Genomic DNA, 19559 nt, shown 5'->3' with positions numbered 1-19559 from the left:
GAACGCGACGGCCCCCGGGAGGAAACCGCACCGCCTCCCGGGGGAAAGCCGTCAGGCCCCGAAGGCCTTACCGGCCGCCTTGTCCTTGCCCTTCACCGGCTTCGCGCCGGCGAGGAGATGGGCGGGGACGAGATCGCGGGCGGGCTCCGAATAACCCACCGAGACGATGCGGTCACCGCGGTAGGTGAACGTCGTCAGGGAGGCGAGCGTGCACTGCCGCTTGCGCGGGTCGTGCCACAGCCGCCGCTTCTCCACGAAGCTGCGCACGATCCAGATCGGCAGCTGGTGGCTGACGCAGACCGCCTCGTGCCCGCGCGCGGCGTCCTTCGCCGCGTCCAGGGCGCCCATCATCCGGACGACCTGCTCGACGTACGGCTCGCCCCAGGAGGGCTTGAAGGGGTTGACGAGGTGCTTCCAGTTCTCCGGGTTCTTCAGGGCGCCGTCGCCCACGCCGAAGGTCTTGCCCTCGAAGACGTTGGCCGCCTCGATGAGCCTGCCGTCCGTCGCGAGGTCGAGGCCGTGCGCCTTGGCGATCGGCGTGGCCGTCTCCTGGGCGCGGTCCAGCGGCGAGGCGACGACGTGCGTGACGTCGCGCTGGGCCAGGTGCTCGGCGACCCGGTCGGCCATCCGCCGGCCGAGCTCGGAGAGGTGGTAGTCGGGCAGGCGTCCGTACAGGATGCCGTCCGGGTTGTTCACCTCGCCGTGGCGCATCAGATGGACGACGGTCAGCTCGTCGCCCGCTGCCGTGCCGCTCATGCCGCGACCTCCGTGGCCTGCGCCGCGGCGCGCGCGGCGGCGGGCAGGGCGGCGGCGATCCGCTCGACCGCGCGCTCGTCGTGGGCGGTGGACACGAACCAGGACTCGAACGCCGAGGGCGGCAGGTAGACGCCCTGCGACAGCATCGAGTGGAAGAAGGCGGTGAAGCGGAACGACTCCTGCGCCTTCGCGTCGTCGTAGTTGCGCACGGGCTCGTCGGTGAAGAAGACCGAGAACATGTTGGACGCGTTCTGCACCGTGTGCGCGACGCCCTCCTTGCCCAGCGCCGCGCCCACCAGGCCCCGCAGCTCGGCCGAGACCGCGTTCACCTTCTCGTACGCCGCGTCGTCCAGGAGGCGCAGCTGCGCGAGGCCCGCGGCCGTCGCGACCGGGTTGCCGGAGAGCGTGCCCGCCTGGTAGACGGGGCCCGCCGGGGCGAGGTGCGCCATCACGTCGGCGCGCCCGCCGAAGGCCGCGGCGGGGAAGCCGCCGCCCATGACCTTGCCGAAGGTCATCAGGTCGGGGCGGACGCCGTCGACGCCGAACCAGCCCGCCTTCGACGTGCGGAAGCCGGTCATCACCTCGTCGGAGATGTACAGCGCGCCGTTCTCCCGGCAGAGGTCCGCGAGGCCCTGGTTGAAGCCATCGCCCGGCGGCACGACGCCCATGTTGCCCGGCGAGGCCTCGGTGATGACGCAGGCGATCTGCCCCTCGTGCGCGGCGAAGGCGGCGCGCACGGCGTCCAGGTCGTTGTACGGGACGACGATGGTGTCGCCGGCCTGGGCGCCGGTGACGCCCGGCGTGTCGGGCAGGCCGAGGGTCGCCACGCCCGAACCGGCGGAGGCGAGCAGGGCGTCCACGTGCCCGTGGTAGCACCCGGCGAACTTGATCACCTTGGCGCGGCCGGTGAAGCCGCGCGCGAGGCGGATGGCGGACATGGTGGCCTCGGTGCCGCTGGAGACCAGCCGCACCTGCTCGACGGGCTCGATGCGGGCCACGATCTCCTCGGCGAGCGCGACCTCGCCCTCGCCGGGCGTGCCGAAGGAGGTGCCGCGCGCGACGGCTTCCTGGACTGCGGCGATGACCTCGGGGTGCGAGTGGCCGAGGATCATCGGCCCCCAGGAACACACGAGGTCGACATACTCGCGGCCATCCGCGTCAGTCAGGTACGGACCGGCACCGGACACCATGAAACGGGGCGTACCACCCACAGCGCGGAACGCGCGCACGGGAGAGTTCACACCGCCGGGCGTCACGGCCGCCGCACGGTCGAAAAGAGTCTGCGAAACTGGGGCGCTATACGGGAAGCTCACACGAGCCATGGTGTCAGAGGGTTCGAGCATCCTGCGGACAGGTGTTTCACTCCACGTTTTAGCGGGTGAACGTGGGGGAGGTCACTGACACGATGATCGGGTTGCGTGGCGGGGGCCGCGAGGCCTAGAAAAGACAGGGCCGTGCCGCCCTGGCAAAGCAGTCGGGTGGAGATATGCATCGCGGTGGCGGACTGGGCGAGGGGACCGAAGGCCTGGGCCCGCGGCGTGCCCGGCGTGGCAAGCACCGACGCGACGCGGAAGCACAGCCCGCGCAGGCGTCCGAGCAGGTGCGGGACGCCTCCGGCGAGTCCCGGCGGGACCGGACCAGCAGCAGGAGTGGCGGGGTGGGGGTGACGTACAAGTACTTCGGCGCCCCGGACGGCGCGACGGCCGCCCGCGTGCCCATCTCGATGCGCCCCGAGGAGCTGGGCGGGGACGAGCTCGGCATGGGCGGCATGTTCACGAAGATCAAGCCGGAGACGATGGCCGCGATGGTCCTGACCGGCATCGAGGGCATACCCCTGCACAGGGTCCCCCCGCTGGAGCTGGTCGTCCTCCACCCCGACTACGCGGTGGTGAAACTCCCGATGACCGTCGTCGACCCCCTGCGCGGCGTCGGCGAGGAGTCGGTGGGCGCCGCCGCCTTCATCTGGTCCACGGTCCCCGACCGCGGCGGCCCCCGCGACGCCTTCAACGTCTACCAGCTCCTCCACGAGTGGCAGGACTTCAGCCACCGCCTGCACGACGCCGGCCACCAGGCGTACTGCCTGGTGTGGCCCTGAGCGACCGCCGGGTCCGCACCCACCGCACCTGACGCGGCTACCGCTGCCCGAGCGCCGCGAGCTGTTCCGCGAACGGCACGACCGGCTCCGGCGCGGACCGGTCGGGCCGCTCGGCGGGGCGCATGAGGCGCGCCAGCTCCGCGCCCGCCCGGTCGATCCGCCCGGCGAGGCCCTCCGCTCCCCAGTCCTCGGACGCCGCGTAGACCCCGGTGGGGACGACGACGGCCCGCAGGTAGGCGAAGAGCGGACGCAGCGCGTGGTCGAGGACCAGGGAGTGCCTGGCCGAGCCGCCGGTGGCGGCGACCAGGACCGGCTTGCCCGCGAGGGCGTCCTTGTCGGCGCCGCTGACGGCGTCGAAGAAGGACTTGAACAGGCCGCTGTAGGAGGCGGAGAACACCGGCGTCACGACGATCAGGCCGTCCGCCTCGCGCACCGCCTCGATCGCGGCGCCCAGCGCGGGGCCGGGGAAGCCGGTGGTGAGGCTGTGCGCGATCTCCACGGCGAGGTCGCGCACCTCCACGACCTCGGTCTCCACCTCGGCGAGGGGCCCGCCGGCCGCGGCTTCGGCGAAGGGCCCGGTGGCCGCCGCGAGGCGGTCGGCGAGCAGCCGGGTGGACGAGGGCGTGCTCAGCCCCGCCGATACGACGACGAGCCTCATGCCGTCACTTCCTTCCGGGTCCGCCGGCCGACGCGGGCGGCGTGGGTGGGGGCGTCCGGCACGTTCGCCGGGCGGTTCTCGGCGAACTCCTCGCGCAGCACCGGGACGACCTGCTCGCCGAGGATGTCGAGCTGTTCGAGGACGGTCTTCAGCGGCAGGCCCGCGTGGTCCATCAGGAACAGCTGCCGCTGGTAGTCGCCCACGGTGTCGCGGAACGACAGCGTCCGCTCGATCACCTGCTGCGGCGAGCCCACGGTCAGCGGGGTCTGCTCGGTGAACTCCTCCAGGGAGGGCCCGTGCCCGTACACCGGCGCGTTGTCGAAGTACGGCCGGAACTCGCGCACGGCGTCCTGCGAGTTGGCCCGCATGAACACCTGGCCGCCGAGCCCCACGATCGCCTGCTCCTCGGCGCCGTGCCCGTAGTGCGCGTACCGCCGCCGGTACAGCTCGACCATCCGCTTGGTGTGGTCCGCGGGCCAGAAGATGTTGTTGTGGAAGAAGCCGTCGCCGTAGTACGCGGCCTGCTCGGCGATCTCCGGGGACCTGATCGAGCCGTGCCAGACGAAGGGCGCGACGCCGTCCAGCGGCCGGGGCGTGGCCGTGAAGGACTGCAGCGGCGTACGGAACTTCCCCTCCCAGGTGACGACGGACTCGTCCCAGAGGCGGCGCAGGAGCGCGTAGTTCTCGACGGCGAGGTTGATGCCCTCGCGGATGTCCTTGCCGAACCACGGGTAGACCGGGCCGGTGTTGCCGCGCCCCATCATCACGTCGACGCGGCCGTCGGCGAGGTGCTGGAGCATCGCGAAGTCCTCCGCGATCTTCACCGGGTCGTTGGTGGTGATGAGGGTGGTCGAGGTGGAGAGGACCAGCTTCTGCGTGCGGGCGGCGATGTAGCCGAGCATGGTCGTCGGGGACGACGGCACGAAGGGCGGGTTGTGGTGCTCGCCCGTCGCGAAGACGTCGAGCCCGACCTCCTCGGCCTTGAGCGCGATCGCGACCATGGCCTTGATGCGCTCGGCCTCGGTCGGCGCCCGGCCGGTGGTCGGGTCGACGGTCACGTCACCGACGCTGAAGATCCCGAACTGCATGGTCGACACGGCGACCCACCTCCGCAGGTTGTTTATGGTTCAACTATACCTGCGGAACAGGGCCGGAAGGTTCCGTATTCCCCGGGGGCCGCCGGCCGCCTACCGCCCCCAGCGCGGGTCACGGCCCGTGGCGGCAAGGAGGCGCTCGAAGGCGGTGGCCCCGGCGGGGACGGGCCCGGGCTCCCCGAAGACGCCCGCCTTGCGGGCCATCGGGCCCATCTCCTCCACGGCCGTGGTGAGCCGCCGCACGACCGCATCCTCCCCGGCCTCGAAGGACTGGCCGGTGGCCGTGGCCAGGTCCCAGGCGTGCACCGACAGGTCGAGGAGCGCCATGCAGCCCACCGTCTCGGCCGGCATGTCCATCGCCCCCGTCGTGCCCCGGTCCGCGCCGGGCGCGGCCCAGGCGGCGACGAGCCTGTCCGCCTCGGCGGCGAACCGGTCACGCCAGTCCCCGCCCTCGGTCACGTAGGCGGGCGTCACCGAGAAGTCCGCGTCCCGCTTGGCGGCCAGCTCCTGGAACTGGACGACGACGTGGAAGAGGTGGTCGACCAGGGAGCGCACGTCGTACTCCGCGCACGGCGTGGGGTCGGCGAGGCGGTCGTCCGGCAGGGCGCGGACGACCGGTACGGCCCTGCCTGCGGCCAGGGCGAGTAGATCACTGATGCTGAGTGCGGCGGCACCGCCGCTGTCCGAGGTGTCCATGGGTCCGACGGTACGGAGGCGGGGCGGGCCACGGCTTGAACAAACGCGACGACACCCGTCCCTCGGTGACGCGCGCTCCCGCCCCGGCCGTGCCGCCGTTCTACGATCCCGTCATGCCCGACGCCCCACGCCGCGACACCCGAGGCATCGTCGACGCCGACGGGCTCTTCTCCCGGGTGCGGTTCCGCCGCCACGCGCCCGCCGAGGCGCTGCGCCCCTACCTGGAGCACTACTGGCTCATCGACTGGGACCTGCCCGAGCCCTACGCCTCCCACGTCGTCCCGCACCCCAGCGTCAACGTGGTCTTCCGGTCGGACGCCGGGCCGGGCGGGTCCGGGGAGGTGGCCGGGGTCGCTCCGGAGCTGTTCGGCACGAAGCTGGAGGGGCGGGGGCGGGTGTGCGGGGTGCAGTTCCGTCCCGGCGGGTTCCGGCCGTTCGCCCCCGAGCACCCCGTGGCGGAGTGGACGGGGCGCCGGCTGCCCCTGCACGAGGTGTTCCCCCGGGCCGCCGACGCCGCCGAGCCGATCCTCGCCCCCGACGACGAGCACGCGCGCGTGGCGGCGCTCGACGCCTTCCTGCTGGGCCTGTCCCCCGTGCCCGACCCCCGGGCCGACCTCACCATGGGGCTCGTCGACCGCATCCGCGAGGACCGCTCGATCCGGCGCGTGGCGGCCTTCGCCGACGCGCAGGGCCTGTCGGTACGGGCACTGCAACGGCTCTTCACCGCGTACGTGGGCGTGGGCCCCAAGTGGGTCATCCTGCGGTACCGCATCCACGAGGCCCTGGAGCGCGCCGAGTCGGCGTCGGACGTGGACTGGGCGGACCTCGCGGCGGAGCTCGGCTACGCGGACCAGGCCCATCTCGTACGGGACTTCACGGCGACGGTGGGGGTGCCGCCGACGGCGTACGGGGCGCGGTGAGGGGCGGGGGCCGGCGGCTGCCCGGGAGGCCTGGAGACCGGCCCCGCCACCACCGGCCGTGTCGCGCGGCTGCCCGGCCCGCGCTCCGGTTCAGCGCGGCCCGGGTGGGGCGGCTGCGGGGCGGGGGGAGCCGGGCGCGCGGCCGGGACGCGTGGCCGGGGGCGGGTGCGTGCCACCCTGGGGCCATGGTGATCGTCCGTTCCGCCGCTCTCTTCGTCCTGGCCGCCGCCTTCGAGATCGGCGGCGCCTGGCTCGTCTGGCAGGGCGTGCGCGAACACAAGGGCTGGGCCTGGATCGGCGCCGGCGTCATCGCCCTCGGCGTCTACGGCTTCGTCGCCACCCTCCAGCCCGACGCCGAGTTCGGCCGCATCCTCGCCGCGTACGGCGGTGTCTTCGTGGCGGGCTCCCTCGCCTGGGGCATGGCCGCCGACGGCTACCGCCCCGACCGCTGGGACGTCACCGGCGCCCTGATCTGCCTCGCGGGCATGGCCGTGATCATGTACGCGCCGCGAGGCCGCTGAACCGCCCGCATATCCTGGCTGCGGACCGGCGGCGCCGATGCCACCGGCCCGCGACGACCGCCCGCCAAGCCCGAGGAGCGCCCATGACCGCCGCAGCCAACCGCATCGCGATCGTGACCGGCGCGAGCAGCGGCATCGGCGCCGCCACCGCGCGCGGCCTGGCCGCCGCCGGCTACCGCGTCGTCCTCACCGCCCGCCGCAAGGACCGCATCGAGGCCCTCGCCGCCGAGCTGACCGAGGCCGGGCACGAGGCCATGGCGTACGCGCTCGACGTCACCGACCGAGCGGCGGTGGACGCCTTCGCCACGGCGTTCAAGAAGATCGCGGTCCTGGTGAACAACGCGGGCGGCGCCCTCGGCGCGGACACCGTGGCCAAGGGCGACCCGGACGACTGGCGTCAGATGTACGAGACGAACGTCCTCGGCACGCTGAACGTCACCCAGGCGCTCCTGCCCGCGCTCACCGCGAGCGGCGACGGCACGGTCGTCGTGCTCTCCTCCACGGCGGGCCACGGCACGTACGAGGGGGGCGGGGGCTACGTCGCCGCCAAGCACGCCGAGCACGTCCTCGCCGAGACCCTGCGCCTGGAGATCGTCGGCACCCCGGTCCGCGTCATCGAGGTCGCGCCCGGCATGGTGAAGACCGAGGAGTTCGCGCTGACCCGCTTCGGCGGCGACGCCGAGAAGGCCGCGAAGGTCTACGCCGGCGTGGCCGAGCCGCTCACCGCCGACGACGTGGCGGACACGATCACCTGGACGGTCACGCGCCCGCCGCACGTGAACATCGACCTCCTGGTCGTCCGCCCGCGCGCCCAGGCGTCCAACACCAAGGTCCACCGGGAGTCGTGACCATGACGCTCCCCGGCGACGAACCGGGCGCCCCCGCCTTCTCCCCGCACTCCCCCGACCCGCTCGAACGCCTGACGCACGAGTACGAGAGCCGCCGCCTCGCCGAGGAGAAGAAGAACGAGCGCATGGTGTGGTGGTACCTCGCGTACTTCCTCTTCGGCATCCACATCGTCGCGTTCGTGATGATCTACGCCGTCACGCACACGAAGTAGCCCGCGCGAGGGCGGCGGCTCAGCCCTTCACGCAGATGACCTGCTTCAGCTTCGCCACCACCTCGACGAGGTCGCGCTGCTGGTCGATGACCTGCTCGATCGGCTTGTAGGCGGCCGGGATCTCGTCCACGACGCCCGAGTCCTTGCGGCACTCGACGCCCCGCGTCTGCTCCTCCAGGTCCCGCGTCGAGAACCGGCGCTTCGCGGCGCCCCGGCTCATGCGCCGCCCCGCGCCGTGCGAGGCGGAGTTGAAGGACGCCTCGTTGCCGAGACCCCTGACGATGTACGAGCCGGCGCCCATGGAGCCGGGGATGATCCCGAGGTCGCCGCCGCCCGCCCGGATGGCGCCCTTCCGCGTGACGAGCAGGTCCATGCCGTCGTACCGCTCCTCCGCCACGTAGTTGTGGTGGCAGGAGATCACCGGCTCGAAGGCCACCTTCGCCTTCTTGAACTCCTTGCGGACGACGTCCTTGAAGAGCCCCATCATCAGCGCGCGGTTGTACTGCGCGTACTCCTGCGCCCAGAACAGGTCGTTCCGGTACGCCGCCATCTGCGGGGTGTCCGAGACGAAGACCGCCAGGTCGCGGTCGACCAGGCCCTGGTTGTGCGGGAGCTTCTGGGCCACGCCTATGTGGTGGTCGGCCAGTTCCTTGCCGACGTTGCGCGAACCGGAGTGGAGCATCAGCCAGACCGCGCCCGCCTCGTCGAGGCAGAACTCGATGAAGTGGTTTCCTCCGCCGAGCGTGCCCATCTGCTTCACGGCACGTTCGTGACGGAACCTGACCGCTTGTGCGACCCCGTCGAAGCGGCCCCAGAAGTCGTCCCAGCCCGACGTGGCCATGCCGTGGATGCGGCCTGGCGCCACCGGGTCGTCGTGCATCGCCCGGCCCACCGGGATCGCCTGCTCGATCTTCGACCGCAGGCGGGACAGGTCGCCCGGCAGGTCGTTCGCCGTCAGGGAGGTCTTCACCGCCGACATGCCGCAGCCGATGTCGACGCCGACCGCCGCCGGGCAGACCGCGCCGCGCATGGCGATCACCGAACCGACCGTCGCGCCCTTGCCGAAGTGGACGTCCGGCATGACCGCGAGTCCCTTGATCCAGGGCAGCGTCGCGACGTTCTGGAGCTGCCGCATCGCCGATTCCTCGACCGACGCCGGGTCGGCCCACATCCGGATCGGCACTTTCGCACCGGCTACTTCCGCGTACGACATATCGCCCTCATTCCCCCGTAATTAACTACAAGCCTAGAAGCGCAAATACCGGAGCCAAAGTCGACGAAAGGGGTGACGGAACGGCATCTACGGCAGCGCGTGCGATAGACATTGTGTCCACCGGTCGCCCACCAGCGGCAACCGAATATCCAGTGACGAGAGGGGCCATCACGGTGCAGCGGAAGGTCTACGTACCCGGTGTCGCCGCGCTCCTCGCGGCCGTGCTCGCCGGCTGCACCGGTGGCTCCGGCCTCGACGACTCCGGCGACTCCAAGCCGGGCGACACCGGCAGCACGAACGCCCCGGCCGAGCCGGGCAAGTACCAGACGCTGCCCGAGCCCTGCGGCGAGGTCGAACAGGGCACGCTCGACGCCATGCTGCCGGGCATCGCGGAGATGGAGGACGAGGAACAGCGCGAGAAGGCCTACGAGGGGACGCCCACGGTCACGTACGACACCGACCGCCGCGTGGGCTGCCGCTGGAAGGTCGAGTCCTCCGGCGCCTCCCACCACCTCCTGGTCGACTTCGAGCGCGTCGTCTCCTACGACGGCGCCGTCAGCGACGACGACCGCGCCATCGAGCTCTACGCGAAGAAGCTGGAGGCCGCCGACCTGCCCGAGGCCCCCGCCGCGCCCCCGGGGAGCGGCGCCGCCGAGGAGTCCGGCGCCCCGAAGACCCCCGCCGACGAGAACAAGGCCGACGGCGACAAGGCCGGGGACGGCAAGAAGGACGACGGCGAGGGCGACGGCAAGAACGGCGACGAAGACGGTGACAAGGCCGGGGCCGATGACGCCGGGAAGGGCGGTGAGGGCAGTGAGGGCAGTGAGGGCAGTGAGGACGACGGTTCCGGCACCCGGCCCGCCACCCCGCCCGCCGGTCTCGAACCCCGCGTCCTCGACGACCTCGGCGACGAGGCCTTCCTCGACGACGCCCTCACCACCGCCGCCTCGGCCACCCGTCACCGCACCGTGACTGTGGTGTTCCGCACGTCGAACGTGATCGTGACCGTCGAGTACGACGAGCAGCCCGGCCGGCGCACGGATGTCCCTGACAGCAAGGAAATGCAGGACAAGGCAGAAGAACTGGCCGAGAGCCTCGTGTCGAAGTTCGACGAGTAGGCGACGGCCCGGCGCGCGCGGGAGGGGTCGTGGACCCCGGGAAGCAGAACCGCCCCTCGTCCCATGCGCGTACCGTGGCCACTCGGACCCCGACGACGTCACGAGACGAACCGGACGTCACGAGACGAACTGAGTGAAGGAACCATGCACCGACCTGCACAGCGAAAGCGACAGCTCCGCAGCCGCCTCCTCGTCTGCGCGGCCGCCGTACCGGTGATCCTCGTCGCCTCCGGCTGCTCGTCCGACTCCGACTCCGGCTCCGACGAGGCCAAGAAGGACTCGGGCGCCAAGGCCTCCGCCTCGGCCAAGGGCGGGGACAAGGCGCCCACCGTCGAGAAGGCCGCGTACGGCAAGCTCCCCGAGCCCTGCGAGGTCCTGTCGGAGAAGTCGCTCGCGGACCTGGTCCCGAAGGCGAAGGACAAGACCGGCAAGGCCGGGACGTCCAACGACATGGCCGTGCGCGGCAGCTGCTCCTGGGACAGCCTGGAGAACAACGGCGTGGACGGTTCGCAGTTCCGCTGGCTGCGCGTCTCCCTGCTGCGCTTCGACTCGGACGCCTCACTCGGCAGCGGCGCCAAGCGCGCGCAGGAGAACTTCGCCAAGCAGGTCGCGGACGCCCGAGCGACCAAGGACGCCAAGAGCGTCAAGGAGGAGCCGCTGCAGGGCATCGGCGACCAGGCGACGCTCGTGCGCTACGACCTGAAGAAGGACAAGGACACCTTCAAGCAGCAGACGGTCGTGACGCGCGTCGAGAACGCGGTCGTCACCGTCGACTACAACGGCGCGGGCCTCGCCGGCGAGAAGGCCCCGGACGTCGGCGCCCTCTCCAAGGCCGCCGAGAAGGCCGCGAAGGAGGCGGCGGCCTCCGTCGTCTCCGCCAACAAGGGCGGCGGCAAGGCCGCCGGCCCGAGCAGCGCCCCGAAGGCCGACGAGTCCGAGAAGGACGGCGGCGCGAAGGGCGACGACGCCGGGAAGGACGAGGCGAAGAAGGACGGCGGCGACAAGAAGTCCGGCGACTCCGCGTCGGACGAGGCCCAGGCCGACGGCGCGAAGTCCGATGGCGCGAAGTCCGACGGGTCGAAGTCCGGCGGCTCCAGGACCAAGTCCTGACGCCGGGTCCCAATTCGCCGCATGAGCAAGCCGTTTGACGGAGCCCGGCCCCCGAGGGGCCGGGCTTCGGGCGTACCGGCCCGTGGCCCCGGTGCACCCGTGTGCCAGGCTGTGGCTCGCAACAAGCCGACACAGGCGCGCAGTAAGGCCGGCAGAGGCTGAACAGGGAGGGGTTCGCGGGTGGCCGCGATGCAGCTGACACGCATGCACCGGATACTCATCGGAGTGGTCGTCGCCGGTGCGGTCGTCATCGCCGGGATCGGCTTCGCGGGGTCGTACGCGGCGGTGCGCGAGCTCGCCGAGAAGAAGGGCTTCGGCAGCTTCTCGGTGGTCTTCCCCATCGGCATCGACGCGGGCATCTGCGTCCTGCTGGCCCTGGACCTCCTGCTGACCTGGATCCGCATCCCTTTCCCGCTGCTGCGTCAGACCGCCTGGCTGCTCACGGCGGCGACGATCGCGTTCAACGGCGCGGCGGCGTGGCCCGACCCGCTCGGCACCGGCATGCACGCGGTGATCCCCGTGCTGTTCGTCGTCGCGGTCGAGGCCGCCCGCCACGCCATCGGGCGGATCGCGGACATCACCGCCGACAAGCACATGGAGGGCGTACGGCTCACCCGGTGGCTGCTGTCGCCGCTGCCGACGTTCCTGCTGTGGCGCCGCATGAAGCTGTGGGAGCTGCGCTCCTACGACCAGGTGATCAAGCTGGAGCAGGAGCGGCTCGTCTACCAGGCCCGGCTCCGCTCCCGCTTCGGCCGCGCCTGGCGCCGCAAGGCCCCGGTGGAGTCCCTGATGCCGCTCCGGCTGGCCCGCTACGGCGTCCCCCTGGCCGAGACCGCCCCCGCGGGCCTGGCCGCCGCCGGCATCGAACCGGCGCTGCTGCCCCCGGCCCCCGAGGCGGCCCGCCCCCAGGAGGTCACCGGCCCCGCGGCCAAGCCCGCCGCGGCAGAGCTGCCCCCGGCACCGGCACCGGCCCCGGACCCGACCCCCGAGCCCGCACCCGCACCCGCCCAGCAGGCCCCCGACCCCGCACCCGCTGCCGCCGAGCAGGCCCCCACCGATGCGGAACAGGCCGCGCTGAGCCCGTGGTTCGCGGGCAAGGCTCCGCAGGAGGTGCCGTACGAGGGCGGCTACGACCCCACGTACGACCCGGCCGCCGAGCACCCTCAGCCGATGTCCCAGGCGATGTCCCAGCCGATGCCCGAGCAGCAGCCCGAGCCGGAGTTCCCCGTGCCCAACGGCTCCGGCGGCACCCGCCCGCTGGGCCGCCCGGACTTCCCGCAGCAGCGCGAGCCGCAGCCGCAGCAGGCCGCCCCCCAGGAGCCCGCGCCGCAGGAGCCCGCCCCGCAGGCCTCGCCCTCCGTCGAGGACCTCTACCAGGTCTTCCGGCAGTCGATAGCGGGCGAGGGCATGCCGACGCCGGGCGCGTTCCACGCGAACGTCGAGGCCGCGTACGGCCTGCGGCTGCCGCCCAGGGAACTCAACGCCTACATGGACCGGTTCACGGCCCGCCTCAACGACGAACTGATGGAAGACCACATCGCCTAGCCGCCGGTGCGGGCACACGCGAGAGGGCCCCGCTCCCGAAGGAAGCGGGGCCCCGTCCGCGTGATCGCCGGGTCCTAGGCGGAGAGCAGCTTCCTGACCCGCTCCGCGCCCACGGCGAGCAGCAGCGTGGGCAGACGCGGGCCCGTCTCCCGGGTCACGAGGAGCCGGTAGAGCAGCGCGAAGAACGTGCGCTGGGCGACCTTGATCTCCGGCGGCAGCTCCTTGGCCGTGGCGTCGGCGGAGAAGCCCGCGCGGACCTTCGGGACGCCGTACACCAGGTGCGTGAGCCCGTCGAGGGACCAGTGCTCGTCGAGACCTTCGAGGAGCAGCCGCAGCGATGCGCGGGCCTCGTCGTCCAGGGACGCGAGCAGCTCGGTGTCGGGCTCGGCGCGCACGATGGTGCGGGCCTCGGCCGGGACCTGGGTGGTGATCCAGTTCTCGGCGCGGTCCAGCCGCGGCCTGGCCTCGTCGAGGGACGTGATCGGGTCCGACGGGTCCAGGTCCCGCAGGATGCGCAGCGTCTGGTCCTCGGCGCCGGCGGTGATGTCGGCGACGGAGGCCAGCGTGCGGTACGGCAGCGGGCGCGGGGTGCGCGGCAGCTCACCGGCGGCGGTGCGCACCGCGCGGGAGTGCGCGGCGGCGTCGGCGGGCAGCGCCGAGCCGTCGGCGACCTTCGCCTCCAGCTTGTCCCACTCGTCGTAGAGCCGCTGGATCTCCTGGTCGAAGGCGATCTTGAAGGACTGGTTGGGCCTGCGGCGCGCGTACAGCCAGCGCAGGAGCGGCGCCTCCATGATCTTCAGGGCGTCGGCCGGGGTCGGCACGCCGCCCTTGGAGGACGACATCTTCGCCATGCCGGAGATGCCGACGAAGGCGTACATGGGGCCGATGGGCTGGACGCCGTCGAAGATCTGCCGCACGATCTGGCCGCCGACGACGAAGGACGAGCCGGGCGAGGAGTGGTCCACGCCGGACGGCTCGAAGACGACGCCCTCGTACGCCCAGCGCATGGGCCAGTCGACCTTCCAGACCAGCTTGCCGCGGTTGAACTCGCTGAGCAGGACGGTCTCGCCGAAGCCGCACGCCGTGCAGGTGTACACCAGCTCGGTGGACGCGTCGTCGTACGAGACGACCGTGGTCAGGTCCTTCTCGCACCGGCCGCAGTACGGCTTGTACGGGTAGTACCCGCCGGCGCCGCCGCTGCCGTCGTCCTCGCTCGCCGCGCCGGAGCCCTCGGCGGCCTCCAGCTCGGCCTCGTCGACGGGCTTCTGCTGCTGCTTGCCCTTGCCGGCCTTCGCGGGGTCCTTCTTGGTGCGGTACTGGTCGAGGATCGCGTCGATGTCGCCGCGGTGCTTCATCGCGTGCAGGATCTGCTCGCGGTAGGCGCCCGAGGTGTACTGCTCGGTCTGGCTGATCGGGTCGTACTCGACGCCGAGCTCGGTGAGCGCCTCGGCCATGGCGGCCTTGAAGTGCTCGGCCCAGTTCGGGTGCGCCGAGCCCGCCGGGGCGGGCACGGACGTGAGCGGCTTGCCGATGTGCTCGGCCCACGACTCGTCGACGCCGGGGACGCCGGCCGGGACCTTGCGGTACCGGTCGTAGTCGTCCCAGGAGATCAGGTGGCGGACCTCGTGCCCGCGGCGGCGGATCTCGTCGGCGACCAGGTGCGGCGTCATGACCTCGCGGAGGTTGCCGAGGTGGATCGGGCCCGACGGGGAGAGCCCGGAGGCGACGACGACCACCGGCGCGGCAGCGCCATCGTGTTTCGCGCCCGCGGCACGACGCTCCGACTCTGCGATGACCTCGTCCGCGTAGCGGGAGACCCAGTCGGTGGTATCGGTGCTCTGAGCTGCCACGATCGGCACGTCCTCTTGTTTCCTCGGGGTTCTTGGAAGCTGGCGTACGCCATTGTCCCAGACGGAGCGACCCGGTCCGGGGCCCTGCTCTATCGAGGGGAATCGGCGGCCGTCCTCATGGGACACTTGACACGCGCTCCGACGCACCTCATTTCAGCGAGAACAGCCGGACCTCGTTCGGCGGAACCTACGAGAACGGAAGCTCATGGCCCCGGTCACGTCCCTCACCGCATCCGTCCACCAGCGCCTCGCGGACGCCCTGACGGCTGCCCTGCCGGAAGCCGGCGTCGCGGACCCGCTGCTGCGACGCAGCGACCGGGCGGACTTCCAGGCCAACGGCATCCTGGCGCTCGCCAAGAAGCTCAAGGGCAACCCGCGGGAGCTGGCCGCGCAGGTCGTCTCCGGCATCACCGCCCCCGAGCTGATCAAGGACATCGAGGTCTCCGGCCCCGGCTTCCTGAACATCACGGTCGCCGACGAGGCGATCACCAGGAACCTCGCGGCCCGGGCCGCGGACGGCGACCGGCTCGGCGTGCCGCTGAACCCCGACGCGGGCACGACGGTCATCGACTACGCCCAGCCGAACGTGGCGAAGGAGATGCACGTCGGCCACCTGCGCTCCGCCGTCATCGGCGACGCGCTGCGGCACATGCTGGACTTCACCGGCGAGAAGACGATCGGCCGCCACCACATCGGCGACTGGGGCACCCAGTTCGGCATGCTCATCCAGTACCTGATCGAGAACCCGGGCGAGCTGGCCCCGGCCGACGAGGTCGACGGCGAGCAGGCCATGTCGAACCTGAACCGGATCTACAAGGCCTCGCGCGCCGTCTTCGACGCGGACGAGCAGTTCAAGGAGCGGGCCCGCAAGCGGGTCGTCGCCCTCCAGTCCGGCGACAAGGAGACGCTCGACCTGTGGCAGCGCTTCGTCGACGAGTCGAAGGTCTACTTCTACTCGGTCTTCGAGAAGCTGGACATGGAGGTCCGCGACGAGGAGATCGTCGGCGAGTCGGCGTACAACGGCATGATGGCGGAGACGGCGCGGCTCCTTGAGGAGTCGGGCGTCGCGGTCCGCTCCGAGGGCGCGCTCGTCGTGTTCTTCGACGACATCAAGGGCAAGGACGACCAGCCGGTCCCGCTGATCGTCCAGAAGGCGGACGGTGGCTTCGGGTACGCGGCCTCCGACCTCTCGGCGATCCGCGACAGGGTCGTCGGCCTGCACGCCACCACCCTGCTGTACGTGGTGGACGTCCGTCAGTCGCTGCACTTCAAGATGGTCTTCGAGGCGGCCCGCCGGATGGGCTGGCTGAACGACGACGTCACCGCGCACAACATGGGCTACGGCACGGTGCTCGGCGCGGACGGCAAGCCGTTCAAGACGCGTGAGGGCGAGACGGTGCGCCTTCAGGACCTGCTCGACGAGGCGGTGCAGCGCGCCGCCGAGGTCGTGCGGGAGAAGGCGCGGGACCTCACCGAGGAGGAGATCCAGGAGCGGGCCTTCCAGGTCGGCATCGGCGCCGTGAAGTACGCGGACCTGTCGACGTCGGCGAGCCGCGACTACAAGTTCGACCTCGACCAGATGGTCTCGCTGAACGGCGACACGTCGGTCTACCTCCAGTACGCGTACGCCCGTATCCAGTCGATCCTGCGCAAGGCGGGCGACAGCGCGCGCCCCACCGCGCACCCGGAACTCGAACTGGCCCCGGCGGAGCGGGCGCTCGGCCTGCACCTGGACGGGTTCGGCGCCCTGGTCGCGGACGCGACGGCGGAGTACGCCCCGCACAAGCTGGCCGCGTACCTCTACCAGCTGGCCTCGCTCTACACCGCGTTCTACGCCGAGTGCCCGGTCCTGAAGGCGGACACCCCGGCCCAGGTCGAGAACCGCCTGTTCCTCTGCGCCATCACGGCGAGCACGCTCCACAAGGGCATGGAGCTCCTGGGCATCAGGACGCCCGAGCGCCTCTGACCCACCGGCCGCGGGAGCGGTATCAGGCGTGACGCGCCTGGTACCGCCCTCAGCCCGCCAGCGCGCCCCCGAGGCGGCGCAGGCCCTCCGTGATCTCCTCCGGGGTCTGTGTGACGAAGCACAGGCGCAGGGTCGACCGGTCCGGGGCGCCCGCGTAGAAGGGGGCGCCGGGGACGTACGCCACGTCGTGCGTGATGACCTTCCGCAGCAGCTCCGTGGTGTCCACGGGGCCCGGCAGGCGGGCCCACAGGAACATGCCGCCCTCGGGGCGGCTCCACACCGCCCCCTCCGGCAGGGCGGACGGCAGGCCCGCGAGCATGGCGTCCCTGCGTTCGCCGTACACCGCGGCGACGCGGGCGACGTGGGCGTCCAGGTCGTTGTCCGCCAGGTACCGCGCCACGGCCAGCTGGTTGACGGTGGGCGTGTGCAGGTCGGCCGCCTGCTTGGCGACGACGCAGGCCCGCAGGAGCGCCGCCGGGCCCCGCAGCCAGCCGAGCCGCAGGCCCGGCGCCATGACCTTGGAGAAGCTGCCGAGCAGCACCGTGCGGTCCTCGGCCCCCGGGCACGTGGCGATCCACGGCACGCGCTCGCCCTCGAACCGCAGCTCCCCGTACGGGTCGTCCTCGACGAGCCACAGGCCGCGCCGCGCGGCCACGGCGGCGATCTCCGCGCGCCGCCCCGCGGGCAGCGTGCGGCCTGTCGGGTTCTGGAAGGTGGGGACGGTGTAGAGCAGCTTCGGCCGGTGCGCCGCGACGAGTTCGTCGAGAGCGGCCGGGTCGATCCCCTCGTCGTCGCCCGGCGCCGCGATGACGTGCGCCCCGGCGAAGGAGAACGCCTGAAGGGCCGCCAGGTAGCAGGGGTTCTCGACGAGGACGGTGTCCCCGGGCTCGACGAGCACCGTCGCGAGCAGCGAGAGCGCCTGCTGCGAACCGGTGGTGACGAGGATGTCGTCCGCCCCGGTGGGCAGCCCGCGCGCCGCCGTCCGCTCGGCTATCGCGGTACGCAGAGCGGGCTCGCCCTCCGTCGTGGAGTACTGCAGGGCCGTCCCCGGCGTCCCCGTCAGGACCGCCCGGAACGCCTCGGCCACCGCCGCCGAGTCGAACAGCTCGGGCGCGGGCAGCCCGCCCGCGAAGTTGATGACCTCGGGTCGCGCGGTGACCGCGAGGATGTCCCGTACGGGAGAACCCCCGACGGCGGCGGCGCGGCCCGCGATCGCGGGGACGGGGGCGACGGTGAGGGTCATCAGCGGCTCCTTCGTTTCGCGGCAGCGTAATCACCTGCGTGCCGCATACAAGCGACATTCCGCGATACGGACGTACGCGAGCGCCCCGGCTCTCCCCGGCCGGCCCGACCCGGACGACGGTCCTAGGGCGTCGACTCCTGCCCCTGGTCATCGTTCCGGTTCGTCTTCGTCCACTTCTTCGTGTCGAGCGAATACCCGTAGACCGGGCGGCCCTTGTCACCGCTCGTGGCGAACGGCTTGCCCGTGTCGTCGATGCGCACCGTGCCGCGCCGGGCGCCGCTGGACCATTCGAGCTCCAAGTACCAGCGTACGTAGCGCGAGTCGGCGGTGGCGTTGATGTAGAACGCCTCCGGGTCGCTCGCGCTCACCTTGTAGGGGAAGCCGCTCTCCCCCTGCTGCGGCGTGGGTCGGGGCACCGCCGCGTCCAGGTTGACGTCGAAGGAGTGCTGGGGCACGTTGCCCCCGCAGCCGACGCCGAGGTACCCCATCTTGTAGTTGTTCCACGCGAGCGGCGCTCCGGTGCCGGCGACGCGGACGTTCAGGGACTCCAGGACGACGGTCTCCTTGCCCGTGCCCTGCACGGTCAGCTTCACCGTCTGCTCCCCCGCGGAGACCCCGCCGTTCGCGGCCACCCAGCTGGCGGCGTCCTGTTCGTTGGGCGGCGGCGAGAGAACGCCGGGTCCCTTGTCGACCAGGTAGGGGTGCCCGCAGGGGTCCTGCCAGTACTGCGCCTGGGTGGAGACGGTCACCGGGACACCGCCCCGGGCCGCGCTGCCGCCGCCCTTGCCGCCGTCACCGCCGCCGGACGCCCCGGCCCGGCCCCGGCCCTTCTCGCCCGCGCCGTCCGGCTTCGCGGAGGCCGTGGCGTCCTTGCCCGGCTCGTCCTTGTCGGACGCCTTGCGGGACTCCTTCCCGGAGGGCGATGCGGAACCAGTGGCTCCGCGCCCCCACTCCCCCTCACTGCCGGTCACGCTCGGGGACCCCACCGACGCCCGCTCACGGGAGCCGCCGCCACCGCCCGAGGCTGCCTGCACGGCGACCGCGGTGGCGCCGAGCGCGACGACGATCCCGGCGGCCACGAGCACTCGCGCCCGGGGCAGCCGCCGCCCCTCACGCCGCCCCGCCACCGTGGTGGCCGGGCCGATGACGATGCCGGGGTCACCGTCGTCGGAGCCATCGAAGCCGCTGTCACCGCCGGGGGCCGGAGCCTGGCTGCCGGCGGCCGGAGCCTCCCGCTCCGGGGAGGGCGCCACGGCGGCGTCGGGCGCCACGGCGGCAGGACCCGACGGCCCCGACGGCTGCTGCTCCCCCTCCTTCCGGTCGCCCCGCGACGCGTCGGCCAGGATCCACCTGCGGTGGACCTCGACCATCTCCTCCCGCGAGGCCCCGCACACCCGGGCGAGCCGCTCCAGCGGAGCGAACTCCGTCGGCACGGCCGCGCCCTGCACATACCGGTGCAGCGTCGACGTCGACACGTGCAACCGCTTGGCCAGCACCCCGTAACTGAGCCCCGACCTCTCCTTCAGCTCCCGGAGCAACTCCGCGAGATCGCCCGCCCCCACGCTCTCCCCATCCCATCCACCCGTTCCAAGGAACGGCGTTTCCGCAGTTCACGGCCGCACAAACGTCCCAGCGTCCCGAAACGCCGTCTCATGGTGGCCCCTGGGACGGAACGCGGCACAAGCTGTGGCCATACAAGCACGCCGTGACCGGG

Annotated in this window: 18 protein-coding genes; 9 read left to right on the top strand and 9 right to left on the bottom strand. The window is 72.3% G+C overall.

Annotation, left to right across the window (positions count from 1 at the left end; all coding sequences use genetic code 11):
* Nucleotides 1-51: 51 nt before the first annotated feature.
* Complete coding sequence (locus tag DCW30_RS29745) at nucleotides 52-756, bottom strand: histidine phosphatase family protein (protein WP_076685062.1); 705 nt, start codon at nucleotides 754-756, stop codon at nucleotides 52-54.
* Nucleotides 753-2078, bottom strand: coding sequence for a glutamate-1-semialdehyde 2,1-aminomutase (gene hemL, locus DCW30_RS29740; protein WP_076688993.1), 1326 nt, complete (start codon nucleotides 2076-2078; stop codon nucleotides 753-755). The genes DCW30_RS29745 and hemL overlap by 4 nt, the downstream gene beginning before the upstream one ends.
* A gap of 164 nt (nucleotides 2079-2242) precedes the next feature.
* On the opposite strand from hemL, the gene DCW30_RS29735 reads away from it, so the two are divergent.
* Entirely contained in the window at nucleotides 2243-2851 is a 609-nt protein-coding gene (locus DCW30_RS29735; protein WP_079107311.1) for a hypothetical protein, read from the top strand.
* Nucleotides 2852-2888: 37 nt separating this feature from the next.
* On the opposite strand, the gene DCW30_RS29730 is transcribed toward DCW30_RS29735, so the two are convergent.
* The 3 genes from DCW30_RS29730 to DCW30_RS29720 all read right to left on the bottom strand — a co-directional run bounded on the left by DCW30_RS29730 (nucleotide 2889) and on the right by DCW30_RS29720 (nucleotide 5299).
* Nucleotides 2889-3509: a CE1759 family FMN reductase gene (locus DCW30_RS29730; protein ID WP_076685065.1), complete on the bottom strand. Its 621-nt coding sequence runs from the start codon at nucleotides 3507-3509 to the stop codon at nucleotides 2889-2891.
* Complete coding sequence (locus tag DCW30_RS29725) at nucleotides 3506-4597, bottom strand: LLM class flavin-dependent oxidoreductase (protein WP_076688995.1); 1092 nt, start codon at nucleotides 4595-4597, stop codon at nucleotides 3506-3508. The genes DCW30_RS29730 and DCW30_RS29725 overlap by 4 nt, the downstream gene beginning before the upstream one ends.
* 99 nt (nucleotides 4598-4696) lie before the next feature.
* Complete coding sequence (locus DCW30_RS29720) at nucleotides 4697-5299, bottom strand: TIGR03086 family metal-binding protein (RefSeq protein WP_076685066.1); 603 nt, start codon at nucleotides 5297-5299, stop codon at nucleotides 4697-4699.
* Nucleotides 5300-5412: 113 nt separating this feature from the next.
* Here DCW30_RS29720 and DCW30_RS29715 point away from each other — a divergent pair, with 113 nt between their 5' ends.
* The 4 genes from DCW30_RS29715 (at nucleotide 5413) to DCW30_RS29700 (ending at nucleotide 7800) form a co-directional block, all read left to right on the top strand.
* On the top strand, nucleotides 5413-6219 hold the full coding sequence (locus DCW30_RS29715) for a helix-turn-helix domain-containing protein (RefSeq protein WP_076688997.1): 807 nt from the start codon (nucleotides 5413-5415) through the stop codon (nucleotides 6217-6219).
* Nucleotides 6220-6404: 185 nt separating this feature from the next.
* A complete protein-coding gene (locus DCW30_RS29710) occupies nucleotides 6405-6740 on the top strand; it encodes a YnfA family protein (protein ID WP_062774931.1) in 336 nt (111 codons plus the stop codon).
* Between the two features lie 83 nt (nucleotides 6741-6823).
* Nucleotides 6824-7588 (top strand): SDR family NAD(P)-dependent oxidoreductase, encoded by a 765-nt coding sequence (locus tag DCW30_RS29705; RefSeq protein ID WP_076685067.1) that lies wholly within the window; start codon nucleotides 6824-6826, stop codon nucleotides 7586-7588.
* 2 nt (nucleotides 7589-7590) lie between these two features.
* Nucleotides 7591-7800: a hypothetical protein gene (locus tag DCW30_RS29700; protein ID WP_076685068.1), complete on the top strand. Its 210-nt coding sequence runs from the start codon at nucleotides 7591-7593 to the stop codon at nucleotides 7798-7800.
* A 19-nt stretch (nucleotides 7801-7819) separates the two neighbouring features.
* Here DCW30_RS29700 and DCW30_RS29695 read toward each other — a convergent pair whose 3' ends face one another.
* On the bottom strand, nucleotides 7820-9013 hold the full coding sequence (locus tag DCW30_RS29695; RefSeq protein ID WP_076685069.1) for an RtcB family protein: 1194 nt from the start codon (nucleotides 9011-9013) through the stop codon (nucleotides 7820-7822).
* Nucleotides 9014-9165: 152 nt separating this feature from the next.
* On the opposite strand from DCW30_RS29695, the gene DCW30_RS29690 reads away from it, so the two are divergent.
* The 3 genes from DCW30_RS29690 to DCW30_RS29680 all read left to right on the top strand — a co-directional run bounded on the left by DCW30_RS29690 (nucleotide 9166) and on the right by DCW30_RS29680 (nucleotide 12786).
* Nucleotides 9166-10131 (top strand): DUF3558 domain-containing protein, encoded by a 966-nt coding sequence (locus tag DCW30_RS29690; protein ID WP_418347105.1) that lies wholly within the window; start codon nucleotides 9166-9168, stop codon nucleotides 10129-10131.
* 144 nt (nucleotides 10132-10275) lie between these two features.
* Nucleotides 10276-11241, top strand: coding sequence for a DUF3558 domain-containing protein (locus tag DCW30_RS29685; RefSeq protein ID WP_079250038.1), 966 nt, complete (start codon nucleotides 10276-10278; stop codon nucleotides 11239-11241).
* A gap of 189 nt (nucleotides 11242-11430) precedes the next feature.
* The gene (locus DCW30_RS29680) at nucleotides 11431-12786 is read left to right on the top strand and encodes a DUF2637 domain-containing protein (RefSeq protein WP_237283395.1); all 1356 of its coding nucleotides are present in this window, start codon (nucleotides 11431-11433) and stop codon (nucleotides 12784-12786) included.
* A 74-nt stretch (nucleotides 12787-12860) separates the two neighbouring features.
* On the opposite strand, the gene lysS is transcribed toward DCW30_RS29680, so the two are convergent.
* Nucleotides 12861-14645, bottom strand: a complete 1785-nt coding sequence (lysS, locus tag DCW30_RS29675) for a lysine--tRNA ligase (RefSeq protein WP_076685070.1) — start codon at nucleotides 14643-14645, stop codon at nucleotides 12861-12863.
* A 196-nt stretch (nucleotides 14646-14841) separates the two neighbouring features.
* Here lysS and argS point away from each other — a divergent pair, with 196 nt between their 5' ends.
* Complete coding sequence (gene argS / locus DCW30_RS29670) at nucleotides 14842-16602, top strand: arginine--tRNA ligase (protein WP_076685071.1); 1761 nt, start codon at nucleotides 14842-14844, stop codon at nucleotides 16600-16602.
* A 49-nt stretch (nucleotides 16603-16651) separates the two neighbouring features.
* Here the strand turns inward: argS and DCW30_RS29665 are convergent, their stop codons facing one another.
* On the bottom strand, nucleotides 16652-17845 hold the full coding sequence (locus DCW30_RS29665; RefSeq protein WP_076685072.1) for an aminotransferase-like domain-containing protein: 1194 nt from the start codon (nucleotides 17843-17845) through the stop codon (nucleotides 16652-16654).
* A gap of 122 nt (nucleotides 17846-17967) precedes the next feature.
* Entirely contained in the window at nucleotides 17968-19407 is a 1440-nt protein-coding gene (locus DCW30_RS29660) for a helix-turn-helix domain-containing protein (protein WP_076685073.1), read from the bottom strand.
* Nucleotides 19408-19559 lie beyond the last annotated feature (152 nt).

The organism is Streptomyces alfalfae (assembly GCF_004127445.1).
In the GTDB taxonomy this organism is placed as follows: Bacteria; Actinomycetota; Actinomycetes; order Streptomycetales; family Streptomycetaceae; genus Streptomyces; species Streptomyces alfalfae.
This window is presented reverse-complemented; position numbering and strand designations above follow the sequence as displayed.

What these genes read in the sequence shown, in the direction of transcription:
- DCW30_RS29745 (WP_076685062.1), bottom strand. Translation starts at nt 756, where the DNA reads ATGAGCGGCACGGCAGCGGGCGACGAGCTGACCGTCGTCCATCTGATG.
- hemL (WP_076688993.1), bottom strand. Translation starts at nt 2,078, where the DNA reads ATGGCTCGTGTGAGCTTCCCGTATAGCGCCCCAGTTTCGCAGACTCTT.
- DCW30_RS29735 (WP_079107311.1), top strand. Translation starts at nt 2,243, where the DNA reads ATGCATCGCGGTGGCGGACTGGGCGAGGGGACCGAAGGCCTGGGCCCG.
- DCW30_RS29730 (WP_076685065.1), bottom strand. Translation starts at nt 3,509, where the DNA reads ATGAGGCTCGTCGTCGTATCGGCGGGGCTGAGCACGCCCTCGTCCACC.
- DCW30_RS29725 (WP_076688995.1), bottom strand. Translation starts at nt 4,597, where the DNA reads ATGCAGTTCGGGATCTTCAGCGTCGGTGACGTGACCGTCGACCCGACC.
- DCW30_RS29720 (WP_076685066.1), bottom strand. Translation starts at nt 5,299, where the DNA reads ATGGACACCTCGGACAGCGGCGGTGCCGCCGCACTCAGCATCAGTGAT.
- DCW30_RS29715 (WP_076688997.1), top strand. Translation starts at nt 5,413, where the DNA reads ATGCCCGACGCCCCACGCCGCGACACCCGAGGCATCGTCGACGCCGAC.
- DCW30_RS29710 (WP_062774931.1), top strand. Translation starts at nt 6,405, where the DNA reads ATGGTGATCGTCCGTTCCGCCGCTCTCTTCGTCCTGGCCGCCGCCTTC.
- DCW30_RS29705 (WP_076685067.1), top strand. Translation starts at nt 6,824, where the DNA reads ATGACCGCCGCAGCCAACCGCATCGCGATCGTGACCGGCGCGAGCAGC.
- DCW30_RS29700 (WP_076685068.1), top strand. Translation starts at nt 7,591, where the DNA reads ATGACGCTCCCCGGCGACGAACCGGGCGCCCCCGCCTTCTCCCCGCAC.
- DCW30_RS29695 (WP_076685069.1), bottom strand. Translation starts at nt 9,013, where the DNA reads ATGTCGTACGCGGAAGTAGCCGGTGCGAAAGTGCCGATCCGGATGTGG.
- DCW30_RS29685 (WP_079250038.1), top strand. Translation starts at nt 10,276, where the DNA reads ATGCACCGACCTGCACAGCGAAAGCGACAGCTCCGCAGCCGCCTCCTC.
- DCW30_RS29680 (WP_237283395.1), top strand. Translation starts at nt 11,431, where the DNA reads ATGCAGCTGACACGCATGCACCGGATACTCATCGGAGTGGTCGTCGCC.
- argS (WP_076685071.1), top strand. Translation starts at nt 14,842, where the DNA reads ATGGCCCCGGTCACGTCCCTCACCGCATCCGTCCACCAGCGCCTCGCG.
- DCW30_RS29665 (WP_076685072.1), bottom strand. Translation starts at nt 17,845, where the DNA reads ATGACCCTCACCGTCGCCCCCGTCCCCGCGATCGCGGGCCGCGCCGCC.